Here is a 15654-nt window from a genome sequence, read left to right as displayed (position 1 = left end):
CGAGATGCGTACACTGATATTTGCGGCCATTGATCGCAGCCGTACCACGCTGCTGACTCTGCTGTTCCTGATTCTCGGCGGTATCGCCGCGTTTCAGACCATTCCCAAGGAAGCCAACCCCGACGTCACCATCCCGGTGATCTACGTGTCCATGACCCTGGACGGGATCAGTCCTGAGGACGCCGAACGGCTGCTGGTGCGACCCATGGAGCAGGAGTTGCGATCGCTCGAGGGCATCAAGGAAATGCGGGGTACCGCGTCCGAGGGGCATGCCTCGGTGATGCTGGAATTCGATGCCGGTTTTGATCCGGACAAAGCTTTGCAGGACGTGCGGGAGAAAGTCGACACCGCCCGCAGCAAGCTGCCCGGGGAGGCAGACGAGCCGAGGGTAAACGAAATCAATGTATCCCTGTTCCCGGTTTTGTCGGTCGGGCTGTCCGGCCCCTTGTCGGAGCGGGAGCTGATTACCATTGCCCGGCAGTTCCAGGATGCCATTGAATCCATACCGGAGGTTCTGGAAGTTGAGATCGGCGGTGACCGGGAAGACCTGCTGGAAATCGTGGTGGATCCCCAGGTTCTGGAAAGCTACGGCATCGAATTCGATCAGCTTGCCTCACTGGTAACCCGCAACAATCAACTGGTAGCGGCCGGCTCGCTGGATACCGGAAACGGTCGCATGGCTCTGAAAGTGCCCGGGGTGATCGAAACCATCGAGGACGTGATGTCCATGCCGATCAAAGTGGATGGCGATACGGTGGTCACCTTCGGTGATGTCGCCATGCTCCAGCGGACCTTCAAGGACCCCACCGGGTTTGCCCGTATCAACGGCGAGCCGGCGCTGGTGCTGGAAGTCTCCAAGCGCTCCGGGGCCAACATCATCGAAACCATTGGCCAGGTCCGTGACCTGATCGACCAGGCCAGGCCCCAGCTGCCGGAAAGCCTGGAAATCCGCTACATAATGGATCAGTCGGAGGAAGTGCGGGACATTCTCAGCGACCTGCTGAACAACGTACTCACGGCCATCGTGCTGGTCATCATCGTGGTGATTGCGGCCATGGGACCACGTTCCGCATTCATGGTTGGGTTGACCATACCGGGCGCTTTTCTCACCGGTATTCTGGTGATCTGGACCATGGGTCTCACCCTCAATATTGTGGTGTTGTTCAGCCTGATTCTGGTGGCCGGCATGCTGGTGGATGGTGCCATCGTCGTGTCCGAGCTGGCGGACCGGAACCTGTCGGATGGCCAGACGGTGAAAAATGCCTGGGCCGAGGCCGCAAGCCGAATGGCGTGGCCGATCATTGCTTCCACGGCCACGACCCTGGCGGTATTTGTGCCCCTGCTGTTCTGGCCCGGCGTGGTGGGGGAGTTCATGAAGTTCCTGCCTTTGACGGTCATTATCTGTCTGGTGGCATCGCTGGCGATGGCGCTGGTGTTTCTGCCGGTGCTGGGCAGCGTCAGTGGCGGCCGGAGGGGCCGGCAGAGTGAAACAACAGGCCGGCTGATGCAACGCTACCGCGGGTTGCTGTCGGTACTGCTGAAGTCACCGGGGCTGACGCTGATTGGTGTGCTGTGTGTCATCGCGGTGATCTACGCCGCCTACGCACGCTTCAATTACGGCGTGGAGTTTTTCCCGAGTGTCGAGCCGGATTCGGCCCAGGTGCAGGTGCGGGCCAGAGGCGATCTGTCGGTGTGGGAGCGGGATGCGATCGTGCGTGACGTGGAACAGCGCCTGGAAGGAATGCCGGAGGTAAAGGCCCTTTACGCGCGTTCAATGGTCAGCGCCGGTTCGCAGATGGCGCCGGATGTGATTGGTGTTCTGCAGTTCCAGTTTACCGACTGGTACACCCGGCGGCCCGCAAGTGCCATTCTGGATGATTTCCGGGAGCTGACCGACGATATTCCGGGCGTTGAGCTGGAATTCCGCAAACAGGAGGGTGGACCGAACGAGGGCAAGCCCATTGAGCTGCAGGTGAGCAGCCGCGCGGCCAATAGCCTCAACGGTTATGTGGACAGGATCAAAGACCACATGCGGGAGCTGGGTGGTTTTGTGGATATCGAGGATGACCGGAGCCTGCCGGGAATTGAATGGCGGCTGCAGGTTGACCGGGAAGCCGCCGCCCGGTTCGGCACTGATGTGCTCGGTATTGGCAGTGCGGTGCGGCTTGTTACCAATGGCCTGGTACTGGCAACCTATCGCCCTGAGGATGTTCGGGACGAAGTCGATATCGTGGTGCGGGTGCCGAACAACTGGCGCGAGCTTGACCATCTGCAGCGGCAGACTCTCCACACCTCCCGGGGCCAGGTACCACTCTCGCAGTTCGTCGATCTTCAGCCGGGAGACAAGACCGGCAGTATCGTCCGGGTTGACGGCCAGCGCACCGTGACCATCAAATCCGATCTGGCCCCGGGCCGGCGTGTGGATGAGCTTCTTCGCTCGCTTCAGGCGGAAATGCCTGAGCCACCGGAAGGCATTTCGGTAAAGTTTGCCGGCGAAAACGAAGATCAGCAGCAGGCCTCCAACTTCCTGGTCACTGCGTTTCTGGTGGCTATCGGGCTGATGCTGCTGATTCTGGTGACCCAATTCAATTCACTCTACCAGACCTTCCTGATCCTCTCGGCCATTGTGCTTTCAACTGCCGGGGTGCTTCTTGGCCTGCTGGTCAACGGCCAGTCGTTCGGCATTGTTATGGTGGGTATGGGAACCATTGCCCTGGCGGGCATTGTGGTGAACAACAACATTATCCTGATCGATACCTACAACCAGATGCGCAAGGAAGGGCTCGCCGCCTACGAGGCGGCCCTGGAAACCGGTTGTCTTCGTTTGCGGCCGGTGTTGCTCACTGCCATCACCACCGTGTTGGGCCTGATGCCCATGGTGCTGGGGGTGAACGTGGACTTGCTGACGCCTTCCCTGGGCCTCGGGGCGCCATCTACCCAGTGGTGGACCCAGCTATCCAGTGCCATCGCCGGCGGGTTGGCCTTCGCCACGGTGCTGACGCTGTTGCTGACGCCCGCCCTGCTGGTGCTGGGCAGCCGGGCCGGCGAGGCACTGGGCAGGCTGACCGCCCGGGTAAACAGTCACTGATGTTGATGCGCAATCCACTGACCGTTCTATTTCGCGACGATCACCTGCTTGTTGTCCACAAGCCGGCGGGGCTGCTGGTGCATCGCAGTCCCATCGACAGGCACGAAACCGAGTTTGCCCTGCAATACGCGCGGGCGCTCAACGGTGGTCGGCATGTCTTCCCGGTGCACCGTCTGGACAGGCCCACATCCGGTATTCTGGTGTTTGCCAGGGACAGTGTCACAGCGCGCACTATGGGCCTTGCGATGATGTCGGGGGAGGTTAACAAGACCTATCTGGCGATGGTTCGGGGCTGGCCGGAGGAGTGTGGTGAAATTGATTACCCGCTTAAAGAAGAGCCTGAAGATCGTCGCCTGAAGGGTATCGAGCAACCAGTGCGGGAAGCGTTCACACGTTACAGGACCCTGTCCACTACCGAGATACCGGTGGCTATCGAGAAATATCCGACCAGCCGGTACGCGGTGGTTGAGCTTTGCCCGAGAACCGGCAGAAAGCATCAGCTGCGGAGGCACATGAAACATATCAACCACCCGATTGTTGGCGATGCCAATCACGGCCGGGGCCGGCATAATCGTTATTTTGCGGAGCGTTTCGGTCAGGGGCGGCTGATGCTGGCGGCGACCCGGATGGAATTCACGCACCCCGCCTCCGGGGAGCAGATGGTGGTTACCGCCACGCCGGAGGACAGCTTTCTTGAGGTGTTGTCAGTCTTTCCGGAGTTTCCGGTTTCTGGTCAGTCGGAGTAATAGCGGCCAATGATTTCGGAAAACGGCAGCGGTTTGCTATACAGGTAGCCTTGGAGATAGTCGCAGCCTTTCTCGAACAACCAGGCTTCATGGGCTTTGTTCTCGACGCCCTCCGCCACCACGGAAAGTCCCAGCCCCCGGGCCAGACCGATGATGGATAGGGTAATGGCGCAATCGTCTTCGTCGTCCGGCAGGTTATTGATGAACGAGCGATCGATCTTGATCCGCGAAAACGGCAGGCTTTTCAACCGGGATAACGATGAGTAGCCGGTACCGAAATCGTCGATGGCCAGTTCAGCGCCGGCATCAACCAGCTGTTCCAGAACCTTCCCTATGACCCCTGAATCCCCCTGGATAGAGTCCTCGGTTACTTCAAATTGAAGGGCGCTGACTGGCATTTGTTGCTCATTGCAGATCTGCTTCACCAGCTTCGGCAACTCAGGAACCAGCACCTGCTCCGCAGAGAGGTTGACCGAGACGGTCGGCACGTGAATACCCCTGTCTGTCGCTTCGCGCCACTGCTCACAAACCCGGCGAAGCACGCAGGCTCCGAGTTTGTACATAAGCCCGGCGCTGCGCGCCACATCCAGAAACTCAATGGGTGAAAGCCAGCCCCGTGTCGGGTGGTGCCAACGAACCAGCGCCTCCAGGCTTTCGACCTTTTTGCCCATGCGATCCATGATCGGCTGGTAAAACACGTCCAGGGAACTTGTTTGCAGGGTTTCCCGCAATTCGCTCTCAAGGGCGAAGCGCGAGCGTGCGGTCATCTGTATTTCGGAATCGAACAGAGTGGAGCGATCCCGGCCTTGTCGTTTGGCGTGATACATGGCGGCTTCTGCGCCTCGAAGTAGCTCTTCTGGCTCCTGGCAGTCGCCGGGGAAGTGGCAGATGCCCATGCTGGCACTGACGTTCAGATCCTGGTCTGACACCCGGATAGGCTTGCGAATGCGGCTCTGGATCTCCTCGGTTACTTCTTCCAGAAATTCGGGCAGCGTGTAATTCCGGATGACCATTGCAAATTCATCTCCCCCGATCCGGGCGATAAAGTCCTTGCCGGCCAGCTGAATCTCATTCAGTCGCTGCCCTATATCGGCAATAACCTGGTCCCCCGCCTGTGGTCCCAGCCCATCGTTGATGACTTTTAGCCGGTCTACATCGATCCAGAGCAGTGCAAGGCTACCTGCCCCCCGGCGTTTGATCTTGCGCACCAGATGGCCGAGTCGGTCGCGGAGGGAATCGATATTGGCGAGGCCGGTCAGGGAATCGTAACGCTTGACGTAGTCCAGCGCCCGTTTGGATCTCAGCCAGGCTTCGTGGGTGTTCATCAGGCTGATGGTGTCAGCAATGGCTACAGCCAGGGAGATATCCGGGACGGACCACTCCCGGCGTTCATGGGATTCCAGGCAGACCACTCCGCTGAGCTGCTCACCATCGAAGATGGGGGCATCGAGCATGGCGTGAATATTCTGGACCGACAGATAGTCGCGGTCGAAAGATCGGGTTCGGGGATCGTTCTGGGCATCGTCCACCGCAATAACTCGTGCCGCTGTAATGGCCTGGAAGTATTCGGGGTGGTCGGACCGGAAGAGGTTGTAGCCGGAATCCTGTTGCGGTACGCAGCTGTTGCGGCCGGGTTGCTCCTCATCGTGCAGCCACTCGCAACTGATGCGGTCACGCTCCGGTGGAAACAGCCAGACACTAGCCCGCTTGATGCCGAGCCGCTGGGTGCACAGTTCAGCAAGGGCCGCCAGTTTCCGGGGCCGGGGCATTTCGATGAAACCGTTGTTGTGAGTCAGCTCCATCAAGGCCTTGTGGTGGGTCACGAGGACTTCGCTGTCACGCATGGCCGGGCTCAATATGATGTCCTTTTCTTTTGCAGTACGAACGGCGTTGGGTCTTGGTTCGTTGCAGAGAACAGATAATATCTGAGCTTGCTATAAAATAGGGCAGCTGTCGATACGTGTGTCCAATTCAGCCAATCCCGGTCAGCGAATCGGCACGCAGCGCTGAGCCACTGTCTTGATCCTGACAAATCAGATCACTGAGCAGCGGCCAGGGATTCTCAGCCTCCAGCGTAAAGGCAATGTCCAGGAGGGTGCGCTCGCCACCGTGGCGGCCCATGAACTGGACAGATACCGGCAGTCGATCCGGCGTGCGCGCCATGGGTATCGAGATCGCCGGGGCACCCGTGGCATTGGCCAGAGGCGTGAAACTGACATACTTTCGCAGGCGGTCGAACAGGATGTCAAAAGGTACCTCGGGGCTGAGGTGGCCGAGTGGCGGCGTTGTGTGGCCCAGCACCGGAGTGAGCACGGCATCGAAGCCAGCCATGGCATGTGCGTAGTCATGCCAGGAGCGTTTCAGTCGCCAGAGTGCGGTGGGTAGACGCCAGAACTGCCGCCGGGCCATCTTGTCGAGGCCGTTGGTCAGGGCGTCGGTTTTTTGTTTATCGAACGCCGGATGAATCAGTTTTTTGCCCTTGGCTCTCACGCCGAAGGCCAGCAGCGCCCAGTACAGGGCGAAGTCGTCCGGGAATAAGCTATGCACTGGAACGGGGACCGGCTCAATCTGGTGTCCCAGCTTTTCCAGTTTCCGCGCTGTCTCCTCAACTGTCTGTCTGGTTATGTCGTCAGTTTTGTGGCCGTTGATGGAATCCAGTACCAGACCAATCTTCAGTGGTCTGCCCGAGGGCCCCTCAATCCTGCCGACCGCTGGCAGTTTCGGGTTTCGGTAGAAGGCCTCGGCCTGATCCAGGAAATTGGCCGTGTCCCGCACGGAGCGGCTGACTACGCCATCGGTGATGATGTTTACCGGCAGTGATGCAGCGGCCTCGTTATCCACCAGGCGGCCCCGGGTTGGTTTCAGCCCCACAAGCCCGCAACAGGCCGCCGGAATCCGGGTTGATCCGCCGCCATCATTAGCGTGGGCGATGGGTACTACGCCGGCCGCCACAAGGGCCGCTGAGCCGCCGGAAGAGGCGCCGGATGAGTAGGCCAGATTCCATGGGTTGCGGGTGGGCACGTCGTGGGCAGGCTCGGTGCTGGCGTTAAAACCGAATTCCGGGAGCGTGCTTTTGCCCAGACAAAGAAACCCCTGGGCCAGCATCTGCCGGGCAAACTGGCTGGTTTTCCCCGCTCTGTTTTCGGGAACGGCAAGAGAGCCATGCCGGGTGGCCAGGCCAGCCACGTCGGTGTTGTCCTTGAAAAAGGTGGGAACGCCCCGGAACAGGGGTAGGGTGATCGATTCTTCTGATGCATCCAAGCGTGAGGCTGCCTTTATGGCTGCTTCATAGTTTTCCGAGACGACGCCATTAATCAGCGGTTCCGCCGCACGGGCGCGGGCAATCGCAGCCCTGGTCAGTTCCGTGATCGAGATGTCTCGGGAGCGAATCCGGTTGGCCAGCGCTGTGGCATCCTCCTCGCCCATGGCGTCGTTGCTGAAAACATGGCAAGACCTGATTGTCTCAGAAGCGGGCATGGCTGGGCTCTCCTGGGAAATGGGCCTTTTACTCTACTGCATTCAAAAACGTGACGATATGTCATTTTGGGTAGCTTTAGGACTGTAATCGTGCAAAGCCGTGGCCAGAGTGCTTTTCATAAACGTTATCAGGTAATAAGCTGACAGGCTCAACCCGTTGTTTGCGATCCTGATGGAATTTACAGAACCTCTCGTACGTCACTTTCTCGGCATCTTCTTCCTGATGATCGGCTTGCAGTTTGCCAGCCGGGGCCTGGGCCTGTTCCGGCGTATGCGCTTTTCCCACATTAATTATGGAGAGCGGGGAAGTGCGCCCTGGTGGCACCGGCATATTTTTAATGTGTTCCGGGCACTGATTCTGGGTGTTTGCGTAGCGCGGATTTTCGCGGATATCGACGGCTGGCTCGGCGTTTTTGGCTGGCTCTACCATTGGCCGGTGCTGTTGGCCGGAATGCTATTGCTATTGGCATCGTTCACTGTGGTGAACTACCTGCAGGCATACATGCACGAGGACTGGCGCTCCGGTATTGACCCACGGAAGGACCAGCGAAAGCTGCTGACAGACGGGCCCTTTGCCCGCTCACGGAACCCGTTGTTCCTGACAGTGATGGCGGGCCAGCTGGGATTTGTCCTGGCTCTGCCCAGCGTGTTCTCGCTGGTCTGCCTGGTGGCCGGTGTGCTGGTAATCACCCGCCAGGCCCGTGAGGAAGAAAAGGCGCTGGCGGTCAAATTTGGAGAGGACTACGAGCGTTACCGGGTTCGGGTCCCGCGCTGGTTCTGAGCCGCGTCCGGTGAAAAGCCCAGGGCATTACGCCGACGTTTTCCGGGCTTCCTTGATCACATCGTAGGCGTGACTGATCTCCCGGGTGCGCTCTTCCGCCATTTCCCGCATGCTTTCGGGCAAGCCCCGCCCCGCCAGTTTATCCGGGTGGTTTTCGCTCATCAGCTTGCGATAGGCCTTCTTGAGCTCCGCATCGCTGGCTGAAGATGAAACCCCCAGAACCTTGTAGGCATCACTGATCTGATCGGCAGAAGATGGCTGGCCAGCCCCGGCCCGATTGGTATGGGCGCCCCGTAGCATGGCTTCCAACTGATCCACCTGGCTCTCGGGCAGACCCAGACCGCGGGCGATTTTTACCAGCATTTCATGTTCGGCCGGGTGAACAACTCCATCCGCCGCCACGGCTGAGACCTGCACCTGAAGAAACATCTGCAGAAATGCAGGCTGCCGGCCACTGGCCTGGAGGAAACGGTTCAGCTCTGCGTCCAGGTCAAAATCCGGTTCCTTGCCGCGGTTGAAGGCGGATTTGGCCCTGGCTCTCTGCTCTTCATTCAGGCGGAAGCGCACAAACATGGTTTCCGCCATCTGGATTTCATCCCGGGATATAACGCCGTCAGCCTTGCAGAGCGCGCCCATGACAGCAAAAACGGACTCAACAAAGCCCATCTGTATGTTCTGGAGCTTGCCCAGCAGACGGCGCTTGAGCCGATTGAAAAGAAAGGCGCCGATTGCCGCGCCGACCAGGAAACCCGGGAATTTGCCAAAGGCGTAACCGATCAGACCGCCAACGATGATTGCAAACAGCATTAAATTGTCCTTACCAGGGATGAATCAGCCTATAGAATATACGTGTTTTTTAGTCCGGCTTCATGAACAGGCTTTCATCGACGTAATCGATCTGCCCGGGATGCAAGTGGGCTTCGGCATAGCGTTGGTAAGTGCCTGAGCGGACAAACAGCTCAAATACCGCCCGGTCGATGTGGCCCTCATCGGCCATCCTGTCCATGATTTCAAGGGATTCGGTGAGGGTTTTGCCCGCCTTGTAGGGCCGGTCCACGGCCGTCAGTGCCTCGAACACATCAGCAACCGCCATGATCCGCTCGGGAATGCCAAGGTCGGCGGCGGTCAGGCCACCGGGGTAGCCTGTGCCGTCCATCCGTTCGTGATGCGAACCTGCCAGTCTTGGCACATTGGCCAGCCTGTCCGGCAGGGGCAGGGCGTCGAGCATGCAGATGGTCTGCACGATGTGTTCGTTGATCTTGAAGCGTTCTTCCTCGGTCAGAGTGCCTTTGGCGACGGTGAGATTGTGAAGTTCGCCCCGATTGTAGAGGTATTCCGGCAGTTCCATGTCGAAGCCCCAGCGGTTGCGTGGGTCGTCTTTGCGGACCGGGGGAACGTGTTCGCCCCAGAATCGCAATTGCTCGGGTTTGTCTGCCAGCAGTTGTTCGGTTGCCGGCAGTGCCGGCTCCGGAACATCCTGGAGTGCCTGTTTTTCGTCGGGAGACAGGCCGAGGCGGTCGCTGAAATGGCGTAACCAGGTTTGCTGGCCTATGGTGCGAATCCGCTCGATATCCTCCTCATGCATGAATTCGCTTCCCTGATTGGCATGAGCGATAAACTTGAATTCTTCCTCCAGGCGAGACCGGGTTTGCTGGCGCTCCCGGTCTGCGACTGCTTCGTCCTCACCCTGCAGCACCCGATTCAGGTAGCGAATCTCGGCATCCCGGTGCAGCACTTCAAACCGGGTACGAATTTCATGAATCCGGTTGTGAATGGTTTCCAGCTTTACCGACTTGTCGACCACATACTCCGGGCTGGTGATTTTGCCGCAATCGTGCAGCCAGGCTGCCAGATGGAATTCTTGGAGCTGCTCTTCGCTCATGCTGAAGGGACCAAAAAACGGGTCGTCACTGGCGATGGCTTCATTAACCAGCATCTGGGCAAGCTTTGGCACCCGCTCGCAGTGGCCACCGGTGTAGGGGGATTTTGCGTCGATGGCGTTGGCCACCAGCCGGATGATGCCGTCGAGCAGGGCCTGCTGGCTTTCAATCAGTTCCCGGGTTTCGATGGCAACGGCCGCTGAACCTGCGATTTCATCCACAAAGACAATCAGATCGTCGCTCAGGTGGGTGTTGTCGCCCCGTTCCATTTCAATCGCCAGAACGCCAATCAGCTGTTTGTTTCGGTTGCGGAGAATGGCAAACACCGGGTGGCCGGAGATGTGGTTCTGCAGCAGCCGGATGATCTCGTTATCGTTGCTGTCTGCCGGAAGTCCGCTGATGATTTCCGGTAGCTCCAGGCACTGATCCACCGCCAGGTTAAGTTGCTCCTGCTGGCGGCTGAACAGGTAGATGCCGCCCCGCTCCTGGCCAAGAATGTGAACAATCTGTTCCAGAATGTCCCGCAGCAGGTTGTTCAGGTCCTGGCCCCGGTTCAGCACGGTGGCAATGTTCTGGAAGCTGCGGATGGTTTTGGCCATATCATCCAGCGCTACGCCTAGCTGGCGAGCTTCTCGGATATGGGAATCGGATCTGACTGGGGTATCAAACCGGAACCGCGACAGCCGGCTGACCTGATCGGTCAGGTGCTCCAGCGGACGGCCGACCTGGCGGCCCAGGAACCAGCCGAGCACCAGTAACAGCAGGGCAATCAGGCCGGCAATGACGGTCTGTCGGGCGAGGGCCTGCCAGACCTCGGCGAGCAGTTCGTCGGCCGGAATCGCTACCGCTATAGTCAGTTCTTCTTCCTGCAGGGCGCCGAGGGGTTCGGTCATGCCATACCAGTCCCTTCCCTCGGCAGTGAACTGGTTGACGGGGCTGCCCTCAATGTCTTCGCCGGCCTGATCCAGTGCTCCCGCAATGGCGGGTCCGGGGTTGTTGCGGTTTCCGGAATCTGCCAGTACCTGACGATCCCGGTTAACTATCGCAATTCGGGTGTGAGGTGTCTGGCGCAGTCCCGCCAGCTGGCTGCTCAGATCGGTGATGGTGACATCGATGCCAAAGATGGTACCGGCGCCGCCAGTCTCCGGAGAGGCTTTGCGCGAAAGAGTGATACCTGTTTCCCCTGTTGTGAAAAATGCGTAGGGCGCAGACAGTTCCGTCATTTCTGACTTTGCCGCAGTTTCGAACCAGGGTCGGGTGCGTGGATCGTAGGTGTAAGCCGGCACCGGCATGCGCTTGATCAGCTGCATATCGGCGCGGTAGAAACGCCATTCCCCCGGGGGGCCATCGGGACCGTGGGTAATGGTCTGCAACACAAACCGGGTTGCTTCGGGCGCATCCGGAAACTGCAGGGTTCCGGAACTGCGAACCTTGCGCAGGAGAATAAAGTCGCCATTGGCGTAACCGGCGTAGACAGCGCTGACAATGTTGCTGCTTTGCAGAATGTCTGCAAACACTGGAAGTCGCTCAAGGCGACCGGCCAGGGTTTGGGCGCCTGCGAGAGAGTCATGGCTGAGTACGGCCAGGGCGGTTGATGGCGGCGCCGTGATGGAATGAATCCGGTCATCAACGCTGATGGCCAGTTGTTTTGCTGTTGCGCTGGCGGCGGACACCTTGGCGGTTTCCATGCCCCTGAAGCTTTGGCCAATCAGTACGATCGTCAGTACGAGCATGCCCAGGGTGATGGCCGATGCAATCAGAAGGGCCAGTGAAACCTGGGCCGACTGGCGGTTTCGATGCATGGTTGATCCTTGCGGGTGTACATTGGCGTAAGACGACAGGACATCGCCAAGGGGGTTCAATAGTAAAAGAGTAGACCCTCAGGGCCATTTTTTCCGTTTTTTCCATAAAAAGTCGCAAGTTATGACACAAGACCTGTTTGGTGAATTGCCAGCGGAGCTGACCCGGGAAAACCTGATGGAGGGGGCGATGGTGTTGCGCCAGTTTGCCCTGGCCGACGCAGGGCAGCTCCTGAATGACATTCAGCAAGTAACGGTGCAGGCGCCGTTCCGGCAGATGAAAACCCCTGGCGGCCACACCATGTCGGTAGCCATGAGCTGCTGCGGCGTGCTGGGCTGGGTGACGGACAGCAGGGGTTATCGCTATCAGTCCGAAGACCCGGTCTCGGGCAGACCCTGGCCGGCCATGCCTGAATCGTTTTGCAAGCTTGCCAGGGACGCCGCAACTGCCGCGGGTTTTGCAGGGTTTGAGCCAGACGCCTGCCTGATCAACCGGTACCAACCCGGCGCAAAAATGGGCCTGCATCAGGACAAGGACGAGCGGGATTTCAGTCAACCGATTGTGTCTGTATCCATCGGGTTGCCGGTGGCATTCCAGTTTGGCGGGCTGAAGCGCAATGACCGTCCCGTCAGGGTTCCGCTTACCCATGGCGACGTTGTGGTCTGGGGTGGAGCCGCGCGCCTTCGGTACCATGGGGTGTTAACCCTGAAGGCGGGCGGGCATCCGCTGACCGGACCCTATCGCTACAACCTGACGTTTCGCAGAGCCTGTTAACCGGTTATTGCAGCCAGGCAACCAGCAGGCCCGCCGCCAGTGATAGCACCATTGGCATGCCCACCAACAGTCCCGTCTGGCGGTTGCCAATGAACCCGGCCATGGCGGATTTGACCAGATTGTTGGTGGCTGCCGCGATCACGATGCCAATCACTGCCGTATTCATGGCCAGGCTGTTGTTGGACATGCGGGTCAGAGAGAGGGTAATGGCATCCACATCGGCCACTCCCGATGTCGCTGCGAGGACATAGATGCCAGCATTGCCGAGCCAGTTCCCCAGGAACTCGCCCAGCAACAGGATGGCGGTGAGCAACACTCCGAATACCAGCGCTGAGGTGAGATCCAGCGGGTTCTGGCTCAGGGTCGGTTGGCTGACCTCGAGTTCCCGGTTGTTTCTGCGCCAGATAAACAGAGCCGGTAAGTAGAGCAGAAGCGTCATAACAACAACTGGCCCGATCAGGCTAGGCAGCAATTCCCTGTTGATGACAAAGCAGTAAACCAGGATGCGGGGAAACATGGTGCCGCAGGCAATCAGAATGCCGGTTGCAAACTGGGCGTTGAGCAGCGGATTTTTCGAGGCCTGGCGAGCAAAGTGCAGGGTGAGGGCGGTGGATGAGCTTAGCCCGGCAAACAGGCTGGTAAACAGGATACCCTTGCGAGTACCAGCCACCCGAATTGCGAAGTACCCCACAAAGGAAATGGAGGCGATCATCACCACCATCCACCAGATTTCCCTGGGATTGAGCACGCCACCAGGGCCCATTTTCTCATTGGGCAGCAGGGGCAGCATCACCACGGAAATCAGCAGTAGCTTGAGCGCCGCATCCAGTTCGTGCTCTTTCAGTTTGTTGACCCAACCGTGAATATCTTCCTTGTTATCCAGAATGATGGCGGTAATGACGGCCGCAGCCGTCGCCATCACGGGGTCCACGGCAACTGCCACCGCACCGAAGCAGAAGGTCAGAACCATGCCGACCATGCCGGTGATACTGAAATTGCGGATGTGCTCAAGACGCTCGCTATAGGCCACAATCGCCATGGCCACCACGCTAACCAGCAACACCGGAAACGCCCACTCGGTGATCTCCCGCGCCAGTACCGCAGAAATGCCCCCCAGCAGCCCAACAAGTGCAAAGGTCCGGATGCCGGCAATCCGTTCTCCGGATTTTTGTTCCCGGGCATCCCATCCCCGCTCCAGGCCAATAATGGCACCGAGCAGAAGAGCGACGGCAAGATTCAGAGTGGTCTGGTTTCCGGCCAGAAACTGGGAAGCAACATCATCCATGGGCGGGTACAGACTCCTGTTAATGATTAAATATCTTAATGATAGCAGCAGAGGCAGCCGGTCGTTACGGCTCTAAGAATATACCCCTAGCCAACTTACTTTCCTGCAAGTGGTCTGGTAAGCTTCGCGACCCAAAATTCGCAGTTACCTGATTTTCATCAACCGTGCAGCAAACCAAAATCGTGACGATCCTTCCGCCCTAGCGTTCAGATTCCTCTTCCTCTGGTTAATATCCTGAGCAATATGCCTGTAGCCAACGCCTGTTATGTTGGGTGCAATCGACGGTTTTGTCTCAGCTTTTTCTTTCCTCGCAGCAAACTGGAAACCCCAAATTATGGTGAATTCCTTAAGGGCCAACTGGCTTTCAAACATTCGTGGCGATGTACTTGCCGGCATTGTAGTGGCCCTGGCCCTGATTCCGGAGGCCATCGCCTTTTCCATCATCGCCGGTGTCGACCCCAAGGTGGGCCTTTACGCGTCCTTCTGTATTGCAGTGATCATTGCCTTTGTGGGCGGCCGCCCCGGTATGATTTCAGCAGCTACCGGCGCCATGGCCTTGTTGATGGTCACTCTGGTGAAGGATCATGGCCTTGAATACCTCCTGGCGGCAACGTTGCTGACGGGTGTGATCCAGATTGTTTTCGGCTACCTCAAGCTTGGCAGCCTGATGCGCTTTGTTTCCCGTTCGGTTGTTACGGGGTTCGTGAACGCGCTGGCGATCCTTATCTTCATGGCTCAGCTGCCGGAGCTGACCAATGTCACCTGGCACGTGTACGCCATGACGGCGGCGGGTCTCGGCATTATCTACCTGTTCCCGCTGCTGCCCGGAATTGGCAAAATCCTGCCTTCGCCACTGGTATGCATCGTTGTGCTCACCGGCGTTGCCATGTACCTGAACCTCGACATCCGTACGGTCGGCGATATGGGTGAGTTGCCCGATACACTGCCGATTTTTCTGTGGCCGGATGTGCCACTGAATTTTGAAACCCTGATGATTATTTTGCCGTACTCCGTGGGGCTGGCGCTTGTTGGTCTGCTGGAGTCGATGATGACCGCAACCATCGTCGATGACCTGACTGACACTACCAGCGATCGTAACCGAGAGTGCAAGGGCCAGGGTATTGCCAACATCGGCTCGGGCCTGCTTGGTGGAATGGCCGGTTGCGCGATGATCGGGCAGTCCATCATTAACGTGAAGTCCGGCGGCCGTACCCGCCTGTCAACACTGACTGCCGGCGTGTTTCTGCTGGTTATGGTATTGGTGTTGGACAAGTGGCTGGTTCAGATTCCCATGGCGGCCCTGGTTGCGGTCATGATTATGGTTTCGATTGGAACCTTCAGTTGGGGCTCTATCAAGAATCTGCGGGAGCACCCGCTCTCCACCAACATTGTGATGGTTGTTACCGTTATCGTGGTGGTGGCCACTCACAACCTGGCGTTCGGTGTGCTGGCGGGCGTGTTGCTGGCGGCCCTGTTCTTCGCCAACAAAGTGGGACACTACATGCTCGTCACCTCGGAGCTGGATGAGGCAACGGATACCCGCACCTACCGGGTTGTTGGGCAGGTATTCTTCAGTTCCTCGGAAAAATTCACCGAATCCTTTGATTTCAAGGAAGCAGTCGATAATGTGGTGATTGATCTGAGCCGAGCGCACTTCTGGGACATAACAGCCGTAGGTGCTCTGGACAAGGCGGTGATCAAATTCCGCCGTGAAGGGTCGGAAGTTGAGGTTATCGGGCTGAATGAAGCCAGTGCCACAATCGTTGACCGCTTCGGTGTACACGACAAGCCGGACGCCGTTGACCAGCTGATGGGGCACTGAC

General features: G+C 58.4%; 10 protein-coding genes. 5 read left to right on the top strand and 5 right to left on the bottom strand.

Going from position 1 to position 15654, the window contains the following annotated elements:
- Nucleotides 1-4: 4 nt before the first annotated feature.
- The gene (locus CLH62_RS15375; RefSeq protein WP_099619073.1) at nt 5-3088 is read left to right on the top strand and encodes an efflux RND transporter permease subunit; all 3084 of its coding nucleotides are present in this window, start codon (nt 5-7) and stop codon (nt 3086-3088) included.
- Entirely contained in the window at nt 3088-3834 is a 747-nt protein-coding gene (locus CLH62_RS15370; protein WP_228152873.1) for a pseudouridine synthase, read from the top strand. Before CLH62_RS15375 ends, CLH62_RS15370 begins: the two co-directional genes overlap by 1 nt.
- On the opposite strand, the gene CLH62_RS15365 is transcribed toward CLH62_RS15370, so the two are convergent.
- Nucleotides 3822-5690, bottom strand: coding sequence for a putative bifunctional diguanylate cyclase/phosphodiesterase (locus CLH62_RS15365; RefSeq protein WP_228152872.1), 1869 nt, complete (start codon nt 5688-5690; stop codon nt 3822-3824). The genes CLH62_RS15370 and CLH62_RS15365 overlap by 13 nt on opposite strands.
- 115 nt (nt 5691-5805) lie before the next feature.
- Nucleotides 5806-7311: an amidase gene (locus tag CLH62_RS15360; RefSeq protein WP_099619071.1), complete on the bottom strand. Its 1506-nt coding sequence runs from the start codon at nt 7309-7311 to the stop codon at nt 5806-5808.
- Between the two features lie 172 nt (nt 7312-7483).
- Between CLH62_RS15360 and CLH62_RS15355 the strand changes: the two genes are divergently transcribed.
- Nucleotides 7484-8092 (top strand): methyltransferase family protein, encoded by a 609-nt coding sequence (locus CLH62_RS15355; RefSeq protein ID WP_099619490.1) that lies wholly within the window; start codon nt 7484-7486, stop codon nt 8090-8092.
- A 27-nt stretch (nt 8093-8119) separates the two neighbouring features.
- Here CLH62_RS15355 and djlA read toward each other — a convergent pair whose 3' ends face one another.
- Both djlA and CLH62_RS15345 read right to left on the bottom strand, forming a co-directional pair.
- Nucleotides 8120-8899: a co-chaperone DjlA gene (gene djlA, locus CLH62_RS15350; RefSeq protein ID WP_099619070.1), complete on the bottom strand. Its 780-nt coding sequence runs from the start codon at nt 8897-8899 to the stop codon at nt 8120-8122.
- 49 nt (nt 8900-8948) lie between these two features.
- A complete protein-coding gene (locus CLH62_RS15345) occupies nt 8949-11774 on the bottom strand; it encodes an HD domain-containing phosphohydrolase (protein WP_099619069.1) in 2826 nt (941 codons plus the stop codon).
- Nucleotides 11775-11895: 121 nt separating this feature from the next.
- Between CLH62_RS15345 and alkB the strand changes: the two genes are divergently transcribed.
- Nucleotides 11896-12546: a DNA oxidative demethylase AlkB gene (gene alkB / locus CLH62_RS15340; RefSeq protein WP_099619068.1), complete on the top strand. Its 651-nt coding sequence runs from the start codon at nt 11896-11898 to the stop codon at nt 12544-12546.
- A 4-nt stretch (nt 12547-12550) separates the two neighbouring features.
- On the opposite strand, the gene CLH62_RS15335 is transcribed toward alkB, so the two are convergent.
- A complete protein-coding gene (locus CLH62_RS15335) occupies nt 12551-13831 on the bottom strand; it encodes an MgtC/SapB family protein (RefSeq protein ID WP_099619067.1) in 1281 nt (426 codons plus the stop codon).
- Nucleotides 13832-14165: 334 nt separating this feature from the next.
- Between CLH62_RS15335 and CLH62_RS15330 the strand changes: the two genes are divergently transcribed.
- Entirely contained in the window at nt 14166-15653 is a 1488-nt protein-coding gene (locus tag CLH62_RS15330) for a SulP family inorganic anion transporter (protein ID WP_099619066.1), read from the top strand.
- Nucleotide 15654 lies beyond the last annotated feature (1 nt).

It is taken from the genome of Marinobacter guineae (assembly GCF_002744735.1).
Taxonomy (GTDB): domain Bacteria; phylum Pseudomonadota; class Gammaproteobacteria; order Pseudomonadales; family Oleiphilaceae; genus Marinobacter; species Marinobacter guineae.
Note: the sequence above shows the minus strand (reverse complement) of the source record. Positions and strands in the feature narration are given on the sequence as shown.

Coding starts and splice junctions, on each gene's coding strand:
- CLH62_RS15375 (WP_099619073.1), top strand. CDS start 5: ATGCGTACACTGATATTTGCGGCCATTGATCGCAGCCGTACCACGCTG.
- CLH62_RS15370 (WP_228152873.1), top strand. CDS start 3,088: ATGTTGATGCGCAATCCACTGACCGTTCTATTTCGCGACGATCACCTG.
- CLH62_RS15360 (WP_099619071.1), bottom strand. CDS start 7,311: ATGCCCGCTTCTGAGACAATCAGGTCTTGCCATGTTTTCAGCAACGAC.
- CLH62_RS15355 (WP_099619490.1), top strand. CDS start 7,484: ATGGAATTTACAGAACCTCTCGTACGTCACTTTCTCGGCATCTTCTTC.
- djlA (WP_099619070.1), bottom strand. CDS start 8,899: ATGCTGTTTGCAATCATCGTTGGCGGTCTGATCGGTTACGCCTTTGGC.
- CLH62_RS15345 (WP_099619069.1), bottom strand. CDS start 11,774: ATGCATCGAAACCGCCAGTCGGCCCAGGTTTCACTGGCCCTTCTGATT.
- alkB (WP_099619068.1), top strand. CDS start 11,896: ATGACACAAGACCTGTTTGGTGAATTGCCAGCGGAGCTGACCCGGGAA.
- CLH62_RS15335 (WP_099619067.1), bottom strand. CDS start 13,831: ATGGATGATGTTGCTTCCCAGTTTCTGGCCGGAAACCAGACCACTCTG.
- CLH62_RS15330 (WP_099619066.1), top strand. CDS start 14,166: ATGGTGAATTCCTTAAGGGCCAACTGGCTTTCAAACATTCGTGGCGAT.